Annotated in this window: 11 protein-coding genes; 10 read left to right on the forward strand and 1 reads right to left on the reverse strand. The window is 32.3% G+C overall.

Annotated features, from left to right (window positions below; genetic code table 11):
* Positions 1-15: 15 nt before the first annotated feature.
* From pgi to phoU, 10 genes are all read left to right on the forward strand, one after another.
* On the forward strand, positions 16-9,045 hold the full coding sequence (pgi, locus tag B2Y85_RS03095; protein ID WP_372519012.1) for a glucose-6-phosphate isomerase: 9,030 nt from the start codon (positions 16-18) through the stop codon (positions 9,043-9,045).
* 209 nt (positions 9,046-9,254) lie between these two features.
* Positions 9,255-9,743, forward strand: coding sequence for a transcriptional regulator NrdR (gene nrdR / locus B2Y85_RS03100; protein WP_372519013.1), 489 nt, complete (start codon positions 9,255-9,257; stop codon positions 9,741-9,743).
* Positions 9,744-9,760: 17 nt separating this feature from the next.
* Complete coding sequence (locus B2Y85_RS03105) at positions 9,761-12,088, forward strand: vitamin B12-dependent ribonucleotide reductase (RefSeq protein ID WP_372519014.1); 2,328 nt, start codon at positions 9,761-9,763, stop codon at positions 12,086-12,088.
* Positions 12,089-12,257: 169 nt separating this feature from the next.
* Positions 12,258-12,812 (forward strand): dCTP deaminase, encoded by a 555-nt coding sequence (dcd, locus tag B2Y85_RS03110; protein WP_372519015.1) that lies wholly within the window; start codon positions 12,258-12,260, stop codon positions 12,810-12,812.
* A 100-nt stretch (positions 12,813-12,912) separates the two neighbouring features.
* Positions 12,913-13,788, forward strand: coding sequence for a phosphate ABC transporter substrate-binding protein (locus B2Y85_RS03115; protein ID WP_372519016.1), 876 nt, complete (start codon positions 12,913-12,915; stop codon positions 13,786-13,788).
* Positions 13,789-13,843: 55 nt separating this feature from the next.
* On the forward strand, positions 13,844-14,710 hold the full coding sequence (gene pstC / locus B2Y85_RS03120; RefSeq protein WP_372519017.1) for a phosphate ABC transporter permease subunit PstC: 867 nt from the start codon (positions 13,844-13,846) through the stop codon (positions 14,708-14,710).
* Positions 14,707-15,564 carry a phosphate ABC transporter permease PstA gene (gene pstA, locus B2Y85_RS03125; protein ID WP_372519018.1) on the forward strand — a complete coding sequence of 286 codons (858 nt, stop codon included), beginning with the start codon at positions 14,707-14,709 and terminating at the stop codon, positions 15,562-15,564. Before pstC ends, pstA begins: the two co-directional genes overlap by 4 nt.
* Positions 15,558-16,307, forward strand: coding sequence for a phosphate ABC transporter ATP-binding protein PstB (gene pstB, locus B2Y85_RS03130; RefSeq protein WP_372519019.1), 750 nt, complete (start codon positions 15,558-15,560; stop codon positions 16,305-16,307). The genes pstA and pstB (B2Y85_RS03130) overlap by 7 nt, the downstream gene beginning before the upstream one ends.
* A gap of 84 nt (positions 16,308-16,391) precedes the next feature.
* Positions 16,392-17,165 carry a phosphate ABC transporter ATP-binding protein PstB gene (gene pstB, locus B2Y85_RS03135; protein ID WP_372519020.1) on the forward strand — a complete coding sequence of 258 codons (774 nt, stop codon included), beginning with the start codon at positions 16,392-16,394 and terminating at the stop codon, positions 17,163-17,165.
* Positions 17,166-17,279: 114 nt separating this feature from the next.
* The gene (gene phoU, locus B2Y85_RS03140) at positions 17,280-17,942 is read left to right on the forward strand and encodes a phosphate signaling complex protein PhoU (protein ID WP_372519021.1); all 663 of its coding nucleotides are present in this window, start codon (positions 17,280-17,282) and stop codon (positions 17,940-17,942) included.
* A gap of 279 nt (positions 17,943-18,221) precedes the next feature.
* Here the strand turns inward: phoU and B2Y85_RS03145 are convergent, their stop codons facing one another.
* Positions 18,222-20,348: a glycosyltransferase family 39 protein gene (locus B2Y85_RS03145; protein WP_372519022.1), complete on the reverse strand. Its 2,127-nt coding sequence runs from the start codon at positions 20,346-20,348 to the stop codon at positions 18,222-18,224.
* Positions 20,349-20,566 lie beyond the last annotated feature (218 nt).

The raw sequence follows: 20,566 nt of genomic DNA on the forward strand, positions 1-20,566 counted from the left end.
ATTGGGGAGAAAAAAATGAATATTTTAAAAAGTGTAAAGAAAAAATTTAAAAACTTTTCTTTAAAAAAGGTTACTGCGATATTTACATCGATATGTTTTATATTTTCCATAATATCGGCACAATCGGTTTATGCGGCAATGCCGATATCGAATGTATCCGTGCCGACAAATTTACCGACTAATACACTAATTCCTTTCAATTTGGGCAGAATAACCGATGCTTATTATTCAAACAGCTCCGGGGACATTATAATAAATATTCAAGATCTTCATTCCCATGAACAAACACAAAGAAATATAAGTTCCATTTTATCCATATTGGATAAAAATTTCGATTTAAAAGACATATATGTTGAAGGTGCATCCAAAACATTAAATACAAAATGGTTATCCGATATACAAGATGCTAAAACGAAACAAAAAGTATTGGATAATTTGTTAATGAACGGAAGATTGTCGGGAGGAGAATTATTTGCGGTACAATCGAAAAAAGACACAATATTGAAAGGATTGGAAGATAAATCTCTATATACCGAAAACTTTAAAAAATTAAACGATATTTATAATAAAGGAAACGAGATAAGACAATATTTATCGATATTAAATAATCTCTTCGATAAAAAAGCCGAACAATATTATTCCAAAGAAAACAAAAAAATAAATAAGGTTGTTAAAAATTATAAAGAAGGTAAAATAAAAACAGATAAATATATTGAGTTTTTATTGGAAAAAGCTCAAAAAACGAATATAAACCTTTCTAAATATAAAAGCATTATTAGTTTTGCAAAAGTTATATCAAAACAAAAAACATTCGACCAAAAAAAGTTAAATAACGAAATAAAAGAAATATTGATACAATTGAAAGAAAAATTAAATTTCGCCGAATATAAAACCTTAGCGGAAAAAACAACAAAAAAAGAGTTTGAAGTTGAATTCTATTTCGATTTATTGAAAAAAGCAAAAGATTTAGGTATCTTGTCCGACAAAAAATATTCAAACACAAATCTTTTCTTTGAATATTTGATATTAAACCAAAATATAAACACAATCAATTTAGCTAATGATGAAAAAACATTTGTTCAAGAATTAAACGATAAATACACAACGACTCAAGCCGAAAAGGATATTTTCTTCTTAAAAAATCAGTTGGAAAGTTTGTCTCATTATTTGACTAACAAAATGACGGCAAAAGAACATGAAGAATTTTCGGAAAATTCAAAAAAATTTAAACTATTGTGGGAAAAATACATTGATATCGATAATTTAACCGATTTAACACAATATTTTAATTTAGCTGATGATTTTTATAATAATAATCTTGAAAGAAACAGAGTATTCGTAAAGAATTTATTGGGAAAAACACCTAATCAAGCAACAAAGGGATTAAGAATAAGAAATTCATTAATTAACCATAAAGATAAAATTTTAGATGCAATAGCAAAAGGAAGAAAAATTCATGTTGTTATAACCGGCGGTTTCCATACTTACGGATTTAATAAATTATTAGAAGAAGAAAATGTAAATTATGTAGTAATAACGCCTAACATAACCGAAGAAACGACTAAAGCCGAATTTTTATATGAAAATATTTTCAATGAACAATATGACATAACAAACACAACTTTTGCAAACAGACCTGTTACCGAAGTAATAGATATGTTAAATAAAGGTTCTATAAGAGAAATAAGACCGGTAGGTAACGGAGTTGAAATAGAATATATTTCCGGCGAAATTATTTCTTTAAACGAACTTAGAGTAGAACAACAAGAACCTGTTGAAACCTTGTCCCAACAACAGGCACAATTAGCCGCAGATATTGTTATTGATATACAAGAATTAAACAGACTTAACAGAGAAAACATAAGAGCCCTTTCAGAAAATATGGCTCCGGTATCGACAATAGAAGCAAAACAAAAAATCAGAGAGAACCTCAAAAAAATAGAAAATGAAAATTTAAGAAATGCTTTAGAAGGAACCGTTGAAAAAGATATTCTCGGACAAGCTTTAACAAATGAAAGTGTTAGAAATAAAATTTGGTATAAATTTCTGACAAAATTAGGTTTGATAAATATAAGAGAATCTTTGGTTGCAATATCGGAACAAAAAGATTTCGACAATATTTTTATGGAAGAAATTCTCGGGAGAATAGATGACAGACAAGAAGCCGCAAGAGAAAAGTTCTTACAGGAACATGAATATTACGGCGAACAAGAAGAAGTATCCATAGGATTAAATAATGCCGTAACATCCGTAATAGATGCGATGAACGAAGCTTACGAAAAAGTTTTCGGATATTTCGGAATACATTCAATAGCACAACTTGCAGCAAAAATTGCAGGAGCAAAAAGACATAAAGAATATAATATTAATGTATATAATTTATCTAAAAACATTGATTCTTTGCTTACAAAAGCCGAACAAAAAACATATCAGGTTAAATTCAATGTATATTTTAAAATAAACGGCATGCTCGTAAATTATAACACTAAAGATGGTGACAATAATTTTCTTACTACAACCGCTCCCACGAAAGCAAAAGCTTTTAATAATGCTGTCAGAAAAGCAGCCGAACAAATTTTAGCCGATTGCAAATTAGATAGAAGTCAAATGAACCTGGCAATGTTTTTGATAAGACAGAATTTAAAGGAAAGAGGAATTACAACGGATAAACTTGTAACCGAAGTTTCTCGGGAAGAAGTAACGGTAAAAAAGACTGTTGTTTCAAAGAAAACAAATAAACCTTTTGTAATGAGACAACCGAAGCGAGGGGAATACAAATTTAACATAATAATGCCGGGGATAAATGATACTGCAGAACTGGCGGCATTTCAAACAGTGTATGCAAAATCTCCGAGACAAGCTATGTTTGAATTAATTTATCAAATATGTATGGCTACGGAAAAAGGAATTCTTGCAGGCGGAATGTTTGAAAATTTAAAATTTTCACAAGACAATATAACGACTATTGCTGCGGCAATATCCGATATGTATGACGATTCTAAATTACCGGAAATAATAAAAAATGTAAAAGCCGACAATGCACCGGTTTTAAACGATAATGTTGTTCCTCAACAAATCGGACAACCGAAACAAGGAGAAAAGACTTACAGAGTTGTAATCTCTAATTTTAATGACAGGCCGGGATTAGAAGCATATCAATATGTTTATGCTGCCGACGAGAAAAAAGCAAAAGAGCAAGCCGTTCTTGCAATAATTAAAGCAAAAGAAAGAAATGAAATAAGAGGAGGCTATTACAATTACAGAGCTGTTAACAGAGAAAACAAAAACGATATTTTGGAATCTTTAGAAAAAAACGGAACTGCAACTGTAGAAGAAATAGTATATAAGGGACTTACTTCCTCGCAATCTTTCGGAAAAATAGCAGGATATGTAAAAAAGAACATGAAGTCTATAAGAGACTTATTCTCTAAAGATAAAGACAGAGGAACAACTTTTTCAAGAACGTTGGATTTAGGAAAAGGTCAAACTTTACTGTTTGATTTTTCTAAAACAAATATTGATGATGACATGCTCAAACTTTTTGAAGATTTGTTAAAAGAAGCACAATTCGAGCAAAGAAGAAACAGTATGCTTTCCGGTGAAACTTATAATCTTACGGAACAAAGATCCGTTCTTCATAGTGCTTTGAGAAATATTACCACAGACAAAAACGGTAGAATAAAAGCAAAAGCTCCTATATATGTTGACGGAAAAGATGTTATGCCTGATGTAGTAAGAGTTTTAAATCAAATGAAAGGTTTTTCCGATAAAATTATTTCGGGACAGTGGAAAGGTGTTACGGGAAAGACTATAACCGATGTAGTAAGCATAGGTATCGGCGGTTCCGATTTAGGACCGAGAATGGCTACAGAGGCATTATCAACATTTAGAAAAGGTCCTAATGTTCATTTCGTATCTAATGTTGATCCAAACGATATAGATTCGACATTAAATGCTTTAGGTTTAAATCCCGAGACAACATTATTTATTATAGAATCAAAAACATTTACTACGGAAGAAACCATCACAAATGCAACTTTGGCAAAAAAATGGATAACAGATAATCTCGGAACAAATCCGGAAGTAATAGCAAAACATTTTGTTGCCGTATCTACAAACAAAGAAAAAGTTTCAGAGTTCGGTATAGATACAAATAACATGTTTGAATTTTGGAATTGGGTAGGCGGCAGATTTTCTGTTTGGTCTGCTGTAGGTCTTCCTTTAATGTGTTCGGTAGGATTTGATAATTTTATAGAATTTCTATCCGGTGCAAATGAAATAGACGAAAACTTTAAAACCGATGATATTACACAAAATATACCCGTTTTAATGGCCATTCTTAATGTATTGGAAAGAAACTTCTTAAACAGAAATGCATATGCCATATTACCTTATAACAGATATTTAAAATTATTCACTTCTCATATTCAACAAGTTTATATGGAAAGTTTAGGAAAATCCGTTGATATACAAGGTAACAGAATAACGGACTATTCTACCGGTTCGGAAATTTACGGGACTGCAGGTACGGATGCTCAGCATTCTTATTTACAGGAACATCATCAGGGAACTGACATTATTCCTGTGGATTTTATAGGTTTTGCACAAACAAGCGATACAATAACGGACGAAACAATGCAAGAATCTCATAAGAGACTGCTTGCAAATATGTTAGCTCAAGCAAGTGCCATGGCTTTCGGAAGAACTTATGAAGAGACTGTAGCAAAATTGATGGAAGAAGGTCTTGATGAACAAGCCGCAAGAGAAGATGCAAAAGCAAAAATTTTCGACGGTAACAGACCTTCTACCATAATGATGTTCGACAAACTTACTCCGAGAACTTTGGGAGCGTTAACAGCTTTATATGAAGATATGGTTGCAACATTGGGAATAATTTGGAATGTAAATGCGTTTGATCAAATGGGTGTTCAATTAGGAAAAGTAAATGCGAAAGAAACTTTTAAATCTTTAAAAGGTGAAGATGTTAAATCCGACAGTTCCACAAGTAACATGGTAAATTTCATATTAAAAACTTTAGCAAGTGCTACTGTTCCGACTATGGCGGCAAATACAGCAGCAAATATTATTTCCGCAACAAAAAAAGCAAAAACATCTATACAAGAAGAACAAACAAACTTACAAAAATTACTTTCACAATTAACGGATTCTCCAAACGATGTTGAACTAATCTCTGCCGTCGAAGTTATGGCAAAAGCCGGTTTTAACGAAAAATATATAGAAAAATTACTTTCTCAATATTTAGAATTGAGAAACGGAAATATTCCGCAGGCTATATATTCAAAAACAGAGCAAATAAAATTCGGAACTGCCGGTGTAAGAGGTATAATGGGGGAAGAAGTAGACTTCTTAGATATGGTGATAATAACACAAGCTATATCAAACGTTATATCCGCTATTGCCGATAAACAAAATATAGAACCGAAAGATGTCAAAATTCTTGTAGGAGGAGATTCAAGATTTTTATCCAAACAGTTTGCCGAAATTGTTTCAAAAATACTTGCGGCAAACGATATAAATGTTGTAATAAGCAGTGACGATATACCAAGCCCGACAATTTCTTATTATACCCGTGCAAAAGGATTTACTTTATCGATAAATATTACTGCAAGTCATAATCCGAAAGAACATAACGGTTATAAGATAACATTGGGAGACGGAGGACAAGCCGGCACCGATGTTACAACAATGATTGAAAATGAAATAAAAAGTATTCAAGACCAACTTGCGGCAAATACAGACCCTGAAATAAATATAGTAAAAGAGTCCGACAAAATAACATCTATAGATGTAAAAACGACTTTTATAGAAGCGTTCAAGAAAATGATAACCGGTGTTTTTGGAATAGATAATGATGCAAGTCTTAAAAATTTCAGACAGAAAGCAAAAGAATGGACAATAGTTGTAGATCCTAAAAACGGAGCGACAAAAAAATATTATTATGAAATATTAAAATTCTTCGGCTTTAATATAGTTATGATAAATGATACGGTTGATCCTACATTCGGAGGACAAAAACCGGAACCGTCTTTTGAAAACACAAAACAATTAAGAGAAAAAGTAAAATCGATAACAGAAGATAATCTTTTAGGTATATCAACCGATGTTGACGGAGACAGATTTGCCGTAGTTGATAAAGATGGCAACTTTGTAACGGCAAACGAAATCGGAACGATTCTTTTGAATTTCAGATTACAAACTTTATTTGACAATTTAATTTCCGAAATCAATGCCGCACAAGAAAACAAAACAAGACAAAACGAAATATTAAAAAAATTCTTGGAAAGGAAATTGATTGTTCCGAGAAACTGTGCAACAACACATGTGCTTGATGATTTAGCAGATAAATTAGTTTCAGACTATTTCGACAAATTAAAAGCTTTCAATTTGGATTCGGAACTGTTGGAACAATTTAAAAATTGTGTTGATGTAAAAGAAGTAAACGTAGGTTTTAAATATTTTGCTCAAGCAAAACATGATGCGGAAAATAACGGAGACTTATTCTTGTTAGGTGTTGAATCTTCCGGCGGAATATCAATAGCGGAATGGATATATGATAAGTGTGGATTCTTGGCAAACATAATGTTACTATTTGTTTTGGTTGAAAACAGTAAACAACCCAGTGATGTTTTATCCGAAATATATTCTGATATTTCTTATGCACCTCAAGGTATAGAAACAACCATTAAGTTCAGAGAAATTGTTGCAAATGACAGTAAATTCGATACCCCGGAAAAAATAAGTGCCGAAGCCAAAAAGAAACAAGAAAATTTAATGTCAACCTTATTAAAGATAAAACAAAATGCAAATTCCGACACCATAAAGAATTTATTTGCGGGTATAGATAAAGGATTGGTTATTCAAGAAATAAGAACTAACGACGGAATAAAAATAATATTTGAAAACGGAGCTTGGTTATTGATAAGACCTTCCGGAACGGAACCGATTGTAAGAATATTCGATGAAACAAAAGGAGATAAAGAACTTTCATCTAAATTGGTAGGTTTTGTTACCGAAAATGGAGGACAAACTCTTATCGATGCGATAAATAATGCAATTGAAACGCAATCAAAATTCCTGCAAGCAAATTTTGAGCTGTTTGAAAAAACGGTTCTAAATTCAATTAAAGCATTGCAAAGATTAACATATTCTGTTTTATTCAAGGATAATATGGAATATACAATTGTTGCAAATGCAACCGACTTGGCAAGAATAAAAGAAGCAGAATTGCTTTCAAATTCCGGAATAAAAGTTAATTTAGTGTTAGTAGGAGAAACTTCTTTGATACAAGAAACAAATTCAAGAATTTCCACCGCAGACGGAGATTTAGCATTCTGTTTAATGTCCAAACCAAATAATAATTTGACTGTTTACGGATATGATGATAATTCATACGGACAAACGGTAAATATAAGCAATATTACGGAACAAGATGCATTGATAGCAATGCTACAGCATATAAACGATAATTCTCAAAAAACAATTAAAATATTGGATTTACCTGAAAATTTAAATAGAGATATAGTAACAACAGATGTTGAAGAATCGGCAAAGGGAATGTTTTCTACGGTAGGTGTGGGAAAAGCTGTACTAAGTTTATTTACGGATGCATTAAAAGCAAAGAAGAAACAAACAGACAATATGTTTATTAAACCTTCACTTGTTGCATCAAATTTATCTTCCGAACAGATCGACGGTTTCGGTCAGGAAGATATTAGCAGACTTGTAGCTCAAGGAGTAACAACAATAATAATATCTGCCGATGATAAATTATTGCAAGACAAATCACAAGCTTTAAAAGGTTTATTGCAAGCTGCACATGATAACGGGTTAAAAGTAATGTTTAATTATACTTTTGATCTTAATAATATGACAATACAAGAATTAGAAAATTGGATATCGTCATTTGATGATACTTTCCAACAGTTTAAAGAAAACGGCGGAATTGACGGATTACAAGTCGATTTATCACAAAGCGGAGTATCTGCAAACAATCCTAAAGTATTGTCTCTCATTTCCGATCTTTCCAAAATTATAAACGAACAAAATGTAGGTTCCTTTTTAGCAATGAAAATGCCTTCGGATATTTATCCTACCGAATTTTTAATTACTTTTAATAATGAAGGCATTAAATTAGTTGCGGACTACGATTCTCCGTTAGTATCTGTCGGAATTGCAAATTTGAAGACAGAAAATATGATAATAAATATTTCCGCAGATAAAAACGGTTTTATATCCATACCGAAATTATCGACACTCTTTGAAAACAATAAAGTATCCATGTTATCGTTTGATTCACCTATTCTTGAAGCAATAGATACCTCCGACGGATTTTCTTTTAACGGATTATCAATAACAAAATTTATATCTTCGATATTTGAAACTACTCCGGAAGGACAAAGTATGAGAGGAATAAATAAAGGAAGAAATTTTGTTATAAACAGAGAATCTATTATAAATGAGGATCTTTTACAAAGCTTATGTACAATGTATATCAGCGACAAGCTAGATGTTACACAAATAAATGCAATGCTTGCAACAAATTTCAAAGAAAATATATCAAAATATGAATTGAAAGGTTTTGTAGAAGGATTATTGGAAGCTTCGGAACTGAAGAAAATAAATGCAACTGATGTTTCTTTCGATAAAGAAGAATATTCCAATTTATTAATGCAAACTTTATTGAATTACAGAATAGCAAAAGGAACAAGCTTCCAAGAAAGTGACATCAATAAAGACTTGGAACAAGCATTGGATATTGATAAATTCAGAGCCGAATTCCAACCAAAGATAAGAGAAGTATACAATATCCTAAACGGAAGATTTGAAAACAAAGTTGATACCGTAATAAACACTTTATCGGCATTAAGCGATAATCCGGAATTAAACTCTCAAGAAAGAGCCATGGTTCTTGAAGGATTATTGTTGTTATTGCTCGGATATGCAAAACAAGATATTATAGATATGAGTAACTTAACCGGTGAAGAAAGTCTTGAAAATATCAAAGCAATACTTAGAGCAGCATAACCAATTTCGCAAAAGAAAATGCACTCCTCTCAAAAAGAGGGGTGCATTTTTTATTTGTAAAAAGTCAATTCCTATATCAAAACAAAATCAAAATGTCAAGAAAATTTTCCTTGACAAAATCAATATGTATGTTATATTATTACAACAAAACACAACATATAGTATAAATTCAACATTATACTTTCATTACAAAAAATGAGGTTTAAACTATGAAATGTCCTTTTTGCGGTAGCTTTGACGGTCAAGTTTTAGATTCCAGGCCCATAGAACACACTTCAGCTATTAGAAGAAGAAGACAATGTAATCAATGTAAAAAAAGATATACTACCTATGAAAAACCGGAAGATATAACTCTTATGGTTATCAAATCGGACAGCAGAAGAGAACCTTTTGACAGGAAAAAGCTTTGGGCTGCTATATCAAGAGCTTGCGTAAAAAGACCTGTTTCTACCGAAACTATAGAAAAAATGGTTTCAGAGGTGGAAACGGAAATAAGTGATTATATTATGGAAGTACCGTCTTCCGTAATAGGTCAAAAAACATTACAAAAGTTATTGGATATAGATACGGTTGCATATATAAGATTTGCTTCCGTATACAATAAATTTGCAGACATGAATGATTTTATGACGGAATTAAAGAAATTAAAGAAAGAACACGATAAAAACAAAACAAAGAAAAATAAAGAAAAAAATTAATATATTTTGGAGGAAAAATGCCTACACTAAAGGAAAAGCTGTTAGAGAAAAGTAAACCGGCTCTAAACGAAAACGCAATGAAGGTTTTATCGAAAAGATATCTAAAAAAAGATAACGACGGAAATCCTATAGAAGAACCTAATGATTTGTTTTTCAGAGTTGCCGAAAATATTGCTCAAGCCGATAAAATTTATGATAAAAATGCAAAACTTGACGATGTAATAGAAGAATTTTTTACAATGATGTCTTCTTTGGACTTTTTACCCAATTCTCCTACATTGATGAATGCGGGAAGACCGTTACAACAACTTTCAGCATGTTTCGTTTTGCCTGTTGAAGATTCAATGGATTCCATATTCGAAACTTTAAAAAATACAGCATTGATTCATAAATCCGGCGGAGGAACAGGATTTTCTTTTTCAAGATTAAGACCGTCTAACGATAGTGTAAAATCAACAAACGGTGTATCTTCCGGTCCTGTATCTTTTATGCAGGTATTTAATGCCGCGACGGAAGCTATTAAACAAGGGGGAACAAGAAGAGGAGCAAACATGGGTATGCTCAGAATCGACCACCCGGATATAATGCAATTTATTACTTGTAAAGATATAACAACAAATCTTACCAACTTTAACATATCTGTTGCATTGACAAAGGAATTTATGGATGCCGTTGAAGATGATGAAGAATATAATTTATATAATCCGAGAACAAAAGAAGTTTCCGGGAGATTAAAAGCAAGAGAAGTATTCGATAAAATCGTAACTCAAGCATGGAAAAACGGTGAACCCGGAATAGTGTTTATTGACAGAATGAACGACACAAATCCTACTCCTGAAATAGGAATGATAGAATCCACAAATCCTTGCGGAGAACAACCGTTGCTTCCTTACGAAGCTTGTAATTTAGGTTCCATAAACTTATCTCATTTTGTTAAAAACGATAAAATCGAGTGGAAAAGATTGGAACAAACCGTAAAATCCGCCGTTCATTTCTTGGATAATGTTATCGACATGAACAATTATCCTATACCTAAAATCGGAGAAATTACAAGATCCAACAGAAAAATAGGGTTGGGTGTTATGGGTTGGGCGGATATGTTGTTCCAATTAAAGAAACCTTATAATTCTCCCGAAGCCGTAATGTTGGCAGAAAAAGTAATGTCTTTTATTGAAGAAAAATCTCATAAAGCATCGGAAGAAATAGCATTAAAAAGAGGCGCTTTCCCGAATTTCAAACAAAGCATATATAAAGACGGAAATCCTATAAGAAATGCAACAACGACAACAATTGCACCTACAGGAACAATCGGACTTATAGCAAATGCTTCCGGCGGTGTAGAACCGATGTTTGCCTTAGTTTATAAGAGAGCAAATTGCTTGGATAAAGCAGAAATGTTTATTATCAATCCTTATTTTGAAAAAGCAATAAAAGATGCAGGAATTTATTCCGAAGAATTGATGACAAAAATAGCACAAGAAGGAACTATACAACACATTAAAGAAATTCCAGAAAAAATAAAAAGAGTTTTTGTTACGGCTCACGATATTTTGCCTGAAGATCATATCAGAATGCAGGCTGCTTTCCAAAAATATGTTGATAATGCCGTATCAAAAACGGTTAATTTTACACACAATGCAACAAAAGAAGATGTAAGCAAAGCTTATATGTTATCTTATAAGTTGGGTTGTAAAGGTGTTACCGTTTACAGAGACGGTTCAAGAGAAGACCAAGTGTTAATATCCGCAAATACAAACAAAGATAAAAAAGAAGAAAAACCGATAGCTGCAGCCGAAGCGGAAGTAAAGAAAGCCAGAATCAGACCGAAGAGAGTTATGGGCTCAACGTTGTTAATGCATACAGGTTGCGGAAAAATGTATGTAACGATAAACGAAGATAAAGAAGGTGTTTTTGAAGTATTCACTCAGCTCGGTAAATCCGGCGGATGTACGGCAACACAATCCGAAGCTATCGCAAGACTTATTTCCTTAGCTTTAAGATCAAGAGTTGATACTGCAAAAATAATAGAACAGTTGAAAGGAATAAGATGTCCTTCTCCTACACTTACGGAAGGCGGAGCAATTCTTTCCTGTCCGGATGCTATAGCAAAAGCCCTTGAATCTTATATTTCCGAAAGAGAAATGCCAAACTTGTTTAATAATGAACCGACTGCTATTCCTACCGTTCCTAAAACAGAAAAAAAGACCGAAGTAAAAGTATATCAGTCTAAAGGTACGGGAAATTCAGAGGGAACTTGTCCTCAATGTCCCGAATGCGGAGAAATGTTGGAATTTGCCGAAGGTTGTGTAGTTTGCAAATCTTGCGGTTATTCGAAATGTTTCTAAAATATTTTTATAAATAAATTATATAGGTTACGGTTTTGTATTAAGAACCGTAACCTATATCCATGTGGTATCTCATGGAATAACACAAACAGCACTGTCGTGATGCTTAATGTTATAAAGGATAAGAGTATTCAGCAAATAAATTTATATATTATCGGAGGGGAACAAAATGGCAAAAAGTGATAAATGGATAAAGAAAATGGCCATAGAGAAAAAAATGATAGAACCGTTCGAACCGGAACAGGTCAGAAAAGGAATTTCTTACGGGACATCTTCTTACGGATACGATTTCCGTATTTCCAACGAATTTAAAATAATGCAGAAAAATACCGACGGTTCTTTTATTGATCCAAAAAAAATAGATCCGAATTTATTCAAAGATGTAAAAGTTGATGATTTTATAATTTTACAACCGCAAACCGTAGTCCTTGCAAAAACCGTAGAATATTTTAGAATTCCGAGAGACATTATAACAATAGCTTTCGGTAAATCCACTTACGCAAGATGCGGTATTATGGTTAATATAACACCTTTTGAACCGGAATGGGAAGGATATGCGACAATCGCAATATCAAATATAAGTTCCATGCCGGTAAAAATTTATGCCAACGAGGGCATAGGACAACTTTTGTTTTTAGGCGCGGACGAAATATGCGAAACTTCTTATGCGGACAAAAAGGGAAAATATCAGGCACAGAAAGCGATAACGACAGCCAAAATTTAAAACTAAAATTAGCAATTAGTAATTAGCAATTAGTAATTAACGAAAATATCATCAGTTTTCAGTTGAAAAAACATACATAAAATAATAGAATAGATACAATATGCACAATACTAAAATTCATATTGCGTTTCTTGCCGTATTTTGCATTCTTTTTTCTTGTTCCAATCAACAGGGAAAGAATGTTAATGCCGGTATGCAAATAAAAGGTTCGGATACCATAGTAAATTTAGTTCAGGTATGGGCAGAAAAATTCAGTCAAATTAACGACGGAAAAAATGTAGGTGTTACCGGTGGCGGTACGGGAACGGGTTTTGCCGCTTTGTTGAATAACACTTGCGATATTGCAATGGCTTCAAGACAGGTTGAAGAAAACGAAATCAATTTAGCTAAAAAACAAAATATAACTTACAAAGAGTTTATTGTCGGTCTTGACGGATTAGCCGTTTTGGTTAACAAAGATAATCCTATAAATTATATTTCAATCGATCAACTTCGCGATATCTTTATGGCAAAAATTACCAATTGGAAAGAAATAGGCGGAGAAGACAGACCTATAGTTTTACTATCGAGAGAAAGTAATTCCGGAACTCATATGTTTTTTAAAGAAACCGTTATAAGATTAAATGATATTAACAGTAAAGACGAATTTTCTCCTAAAGCATTACTTATGCCTTCTTCTCAAGCAATAGTTGATGAAATTTATCAAAACCCAAATGCTATAGGGTATGCGGGAATAGGTTTTATGAACGATCAAACAAAGGCCCTTTCCGTATCGGCACAAAATTCAATAGAATATTTTTACCCGACAATAGAAAATGTTATGTATGGAAGATATCCTATTTCAAGACCGTTATATTTATATACTAACGGAGAACCGAAAGGAATAGTAAAAGATTTTATAGATTACGCATTATCCGAAGAAGGACAGAAAGTTGTGGTTGAAACAGCTTTCGTACCTATAAAGACAGAAGGATAGAAGATTGGAAGATTAGAATAATTGTAACAAAAATAATAAAACAACAACAGTAAAAATGAACAGTAAAATAACTGATTACATTATAGAAAAAATAATTTTTTTGTGCGGTATCATTGCAATAGTTTTTGTTGTATTGATATTCGGTTTTCTTTTAAAAGAAGGTTTTGCTTTTTTTAAAGAATACGGAGTATTTAATTTTATATTCGGTAAATATTGGTACCCGACATCAAATCCTGCCTCTTACGGAGTATTCTCTTTAATAATAGGATCTTTGCTTGTTACTTTAGGTGCTGCAATAATTGCGGTTCCTTTCGGTATTATGACGGCATTATTTATTGCGGAACTTGCTCCGAAAGGTATCAGAGACGTTTTAAAATCTATAGTTGAGCTTATGGCAGCAATTCCGAGTGTTGTGCTTGGTTTTGTAGGAATGGTAACACTTGTTCCTTTAGTTCGTTCGGTTTTGGATATACCTACCGGTTTAACTGCTTTTTCAGGCTCTATAGTGTTGGGCTTTATGGCTATGCCTACGATAGTTTCAATATCGGAAGATGCAATAAGATCTGTTCCATGGCAGTATAAGGAAGGTGCTTATGCTTTGGGTGCAACAAAATGGCAAACGATAAGAAGAGTTGTTTTAAAAGCCGCCATGCCGGGAATAATAGCAGCCGTAATGCTTGGAATCGGCAGAGTTATAGGAGAAACTATGGCAGTTCTTATGGTAACGGGAAATGCCGCGGCGATTCCGTCTTCAATATTTGATCCTGTCAGAACATTAACGGCAACCATTGCAGCCGAAATGGGAGAAACAGTCAGAGGCGGACTTCATTACAGAGCATTGTTCGGTATAGGTTTAGTATTATTTACAATAACATTTATAATAAATTTTGTAGCGGATTTATTTTTGAATAAAAAGAGATGAACTTTAAATTAAGTCCTAAATTATCACAAAAAATAGCTTATACATTGCTGGTTATATCAACTATCATTGTAATAGTTCCCGTTCTTACCGTTATTATTATTATTATTAAGAACGGTTGGTCTGCACTGTCTTGGGAATTTTTAACAACTATGCCTAAAGACGGTATGAGAGCCGGAGGAATCCTTCCCGCAATATTGGGAACACTTGCAATAGTATCTTGTGCAATATGTGTTACTTTGCCTGTAGGTGTTTGTGCCGCAATATATCTTAACGAATATGCAAAAGATAATCTTTTAACAAGAATAATAAAACTTGCAATAGTTAATTTAGCCGGAGTTCCGTCGGTAGTTTACGGTTTATTCGGACTTGGAATATTTGTTATGTTACTCGGTTTCGGAGTATCTATCCTTGCCGGAGCATTAACTTTATCTATAATGGAATTACCTGTAATAATAACAACCGCTCGGGGAGCTTTAAGCAGTGTTCCTTATTCTTTCAGAGAAGCAAGTTGGTCTCTCGGTGTAAGCAAATGGCAAACAATAAGAAGAGTTGTTTTGCCGAATGCTCTGCCCGGAATTATGACAGGAGCAATTTTAAGTATATCAAGAATATCCGGAGAAACGGCTCCGATATTGTTTACGGCTGCCGCATTTTATGTTCCGCATTTACCGAAATCGATGTTCGATCAGGTTATGGCTTTGCCGTATCACTTGTATATTATATCGACGCAAATACCTAATATGCCTAAAAATATAATTTTCGGAACGGCATTGGTATTATTATTGATGGTATTATCAATGAGTTTGATAGCAATAGTTGCAAGACTTTATTTTAGGAAAATCAGAAAATGGTAGATAAAATAAAAGTTGAAAATCTTAATTGTTTTTACAGCGGAAAACAGGTATTGAAAAATCTTAACTTAACCGTTAAGAAAAATGAAATACTTTCCATTATAGGACCGTCTAACAGCGGAAAAACTTCTTTTTTAAGAACATTAAACAGAATGAACGATATGAATGTATCGTTTTCAAGAAAAGGAGATGTTTTTCTTGACGATGATAATATTTTCGAAATGAATCCGGAAAAATTAAGAACAAGAATCGGCATGCTTTTTGCAATGCCTATACCGTTACCGATGTCAATCTACGATAATATCGCCTATGCTCCAAAAGTTTTAGGTTTAAAGAACAAAAAGAATATGGACGAAGTTGTAGAACAATCTTTAAGAGATGCATCGTTATGGGATGAAGTAAAAGACAGATTGGATTCTTCGGCCATAAAAATGTCCGGGGGACAACAGCAAAGATTATGTATCGCAAGAATTTTAGCAATAGAACCCGAAGTAATTCTGTTCGATGAGCCGTGTTCCGGGCTTGATCCCATATCTACGGCAAAAGTAGAAGAAGCAATGTTAAAATTAAAAGAAAAATATACGATAGTTTTAGTTACAAATAACGTTAAACAGGCATCGAGAGTGGGAACAAGAACCGCTTTCTTTTTAATGGGTGAATTGATAGAAATAGATAAAACTCAAAATATTTTCTTGACTCCGAAAAATAAATTGACGGAAGATTATATTACGGGAAGGTTTGGTTAAAAAACGATTAATCGTTTTTTAACAATGTACAATGTAGAATGTACAATGTACAATTTCGAAATAGAATAACTTTAAGGGATTGTAATGGTAAAGAAAAAAGGCGAAGTAAAAATTCAAATTAAAGATTTAAATTTATATTATTCTGATTTTCACGCATTGAAAAATATAAATATGGATATCAGAGCAAACAGGATAACCGCTTTAATAGGTCCTTCCGGTTGCGGTAAATCCACTTTACTCAGAACACTAAACAGAATAAACGATACGATTGACGGTGTAAGAATTACCGGAGAAATTCTTATTAACGGTAAAAATATTTACGGTGAAGATATGCAGGTTGACAGAGTAAGAAAAGAAGTCGGTATGGTTTTCCAAAGACCGAATCCTTTTCCTTTATCAATTTATAATAACATTGCTTTCGGCCTTGAAATAAACAGAATGGTAAAAAGTTCAAAAGAAACAGCAAAAATCGTTCAGGAAAGCCTGGAAGATGTTTTGTTATGGGATGACTTAAAAAACAATTTAAAAATGTCTGCATTAAATTTATCTCTCGAACAACAACAAAGACTTTGTGTTGCAAGAGTTATAGCAATAAAGCCTCAAATAATATTATTGGATGAACCATGTTCGGCATTAGATCCGAAATCGACAACAAACTTGGAAGAATTAATGCAGGAAATGAAACAAAAATATACACTTGTTATAGTAACACATAATATGCAACAGGCAGCAAGATTATCGGATGATACCGCATATATGTTTATGGGAAATTTGATAGAATTTGACGAAACATCTACAATATTTACTAATCCGTCGAAAAAAGAAACGGATGATTATGTTTCGGGAAGATTTGGATAGAGTTTGTTCTTTTAAAATTTTACATTTTCAAGCAAAAAAGCCATTCGCTTGAAAATTTTAAAAGAAGTAGTTAGTAGTGTTGTTGGTTATAAATTAAAGTTAGGGGAGGTATATATGAGACACTTTGATTTGGAAATGAACGATTTAAAGAAAAGACTTGTTGATATGGCTGAAATAGTTCAGCAAATGATAAAATTTTCGGTAGACATGATAGTTAAAAGAGATTTAGCCATGTCTAAAGAAGTTTTTAACAGAGAAAGAGAAGCCAACCTTACGGAGATAGTTGTTGACGATACATGTTTAAAACTTATTGCATTAAATCAGCCGGTAGGAACAGATTTAAGATTTATAACATCCGCAATGAGAATAAACAGCGATTTGGAAAGAATGGGAGATGAAGCTGTAAATATTTGCGAGATAGGGGAAGAACTTTTAAAATATCCCGATTTAAAACCGTTAATCGATATTCCTAAAATGGCTACAGCCGTAAATGATATGGTTAGAGACAGTATTCAGGCTTTTAATTTGAACGATCCCGATCTTGCAGACAAAGTATTATCAAAAGACGATGAAGTTGATGAATTAAAAAGGATAATTATAAAAGATTTGTTGGCTTTTATGACAAACACTTCCGACCAAACAACACTTATAAGAGCAATAGATTTAATGTTTATAGCAAAAAGTCTTGAAAGGTTGGGAGACCATGCAACAAATATCGCCGAAGATGTAATATTTATGGTTCACGGCAAAGATATAAGACATTTGAAGAGCATTTAGAACGACAATGTACAATTTATAGTTTATAATTTCGGAGTGCCTACGGCAAAAATGTTTTATAGATTCTAAATCAAGTTCAGAATGACAGAAAAAAAGCAATGTACAATGTATAATTAATAAAAAACGGGAAGAGAACTCTTCCCGCTTTTTGTTTGTAGTTCATAGTTCATAGTTTATTGTTATCATCCCGTACTTGATACGGGATCTCGTCTTTGTTGTTCTAAACCCTATCACCCCATCACCTTATCACCCATTCACCAAATTTTGCTTTGCAAAATTTTATAATTTATAAATTTTCTTAAATAGTTTTACCATTATGTAAGATATTATTATTCCTTCGAGAGCACCGCAACAAACATCTATAGGAAAATGACATCCGGCATAAATTCTTTCAAAGCCGGTTGCAAATGCAAGTGTCAAATAAATATACCAATATTTTGGAATAAGCAAAAGCATTGTCGTCATAACAGTAAAAGCAAATTGAGTATGTCCCGACGGGAAAGATCGCGCATGTAAAACTTCATAAAAGATATTTATGTTCCCTTCTCCGAAAACAGCTAACGGTCTTGGTCTATCCAAAAATCCTTTTATAAAAGTATTTAATGTACTTGCAACTATTACCGTACATATAATAAAAGCCAACAAAATCCAAAATTTATTTTTTTCTTCTTTTCTTAAAATTATTAATGTTACAAGAACAATAACTATTACGCTCGGATTGACACCTTTATCATCGTAAAAAGAAACATTAGATATTATAAAATCAAAAAATTTATTTTTTACATCTATATTGATAAATTTAAACAATCTGTGATCCGTATCAATTAAGCCCTGCATTAAAGATTTTTTTTGCCCTATTATATTTGCCGTATATTTTTCAGGTAATGAATCAGGATTAAAATTTTTACATTTGGTTATCCAAAACTTTTTAACAAGTTTATTATTTCTGTAAACGGGAACTTCTATGGGTTGTTCAAAATCCGCAAAAGGATAAACCTTTTCCGGATTTTTAAAATCAAACATATTGCTTGTAATAAATAAACCGTCTTTATTTTTTAGCACGGAAATATCTCTTTGCCATAAATCATAGGCATCTATTTTACCGCTAAAACAATAAACTCTTATATCCGGAGTATAAAAGTATATTTGGCTTGCCAAATAACTCTTATGTGTGAATAAAAAAGGTTTCTTATCTTCAGGATAAGAATCATATACTTTTTTTATTTCCGAAGACAATTCTTTCCATCCGTATAAATCGTTCGATACATCAACAATTTCGGCTTTAGGAATACCGTATTCAACTTTTTGAGCTTCCTTTTTAGGTAAAAACGGTTCTATAGGTATAAATTTATATATACAGTGAACGGGAACAATTAAATCCAAAAACAAAGCAAAACCGCAAGAAAAATATATTATCTTTCTAAATTTGCTGTTATCCCAAAATTTATTGATAATATATGCGGCATATATCGTTAAAATCAAATAACCCATTGCAGGCCAATGCGGTAATATTTCGTTAAAAGTCGCAATTGCATTAAAGAAAAATAAAACCGGCAACGAAAAAGAAGCGACAAACAAAGCATCCTTTTGTTTTTTAAAAAAAGCATCTTTTATAAGAACGTATGCTACATAACAAAAGAATATAAAAAGAAACGGGGAAACATAACCGGCCTGAGCACCGATAGACCTTCCAAATAAAGTAAAAGAAAAACTCGGTAAAGATTTACCGAAACCATGTTGTAACTGAAAGCCGAAACTTGCCCAATTATTTTGTATATTCCAAACGACGACGGGTAAAAATATTATAAATGATATTATCATTGCAAGATAGGGTTCTTTTTTTAAGAACCAAAATCTGTTTTCTTTGGAACAAATTAAAAATAAAATAATGGAAGGATATATCATTACAGCGGTATATTTTGCTAAAAAAGCTAATCCGACAACAAGTCCCAAAATATACCAATATTTTTTCTCTTTCGTTTCTATAATATTTATAAAAAGATAAAAAGATAATATCCAAAACAAAGACAGCGGAGAATCCGGAATTGTAACAACCGCTCCCAAGAAAGAAAATACAGGCAATATATTTATCAATACTATACCTATAAAAGCAACTCTTTCATTAAATAATTTCTTGATACATAAGAAAAACAGCCAAGATGTTATAACAAAAATAATAACGGACGGAAGTCTTACGGCAAATTCGTTTATTCCGAAAATATCCGTAAACAACTTTATTATATAACCTATCATAGGGGGATGATCATAATAGGATAAATCCAAAAATTTCGAATATACCCAATAGTGAGCTTCATCTACGGTTAAGCCCAATTTACCTATAACGGAAAGTCTTAAAAATGTAGTTATCGTCGTTAAAATCCAAAACAATTTGTAATAATATGACATTTTTTCTCCAATTGTTTATACAATAAAATTTGAGTAAATATTTTAACAAAATTAAACAAAAAAAGATATAAAAAATTTTTACATTTTTTTTGCAACAAAAAAGTAAAAAAATCATTGAAAAATAAGCAAGTATATATTAAAATTAATATATATCAATACATATGGGGGCGATTTGAGAAAGAAGCTTGTTTGCATTTTGCTTTTATTTTTTCTTTTAT

Origin of the sequence: Candidatus Ruminimicrobiellum ovillum (genome assembly GCF_002392975.1) — a bacterium.
Taxonomy (GTDB): Bacteria; Elusimicrobiota; Endomicrobiia; order Endomicrobiales; family Endomicrobiaceae; genus Ruminimicrobiellum; species Ruminimicrobiellum ovillum.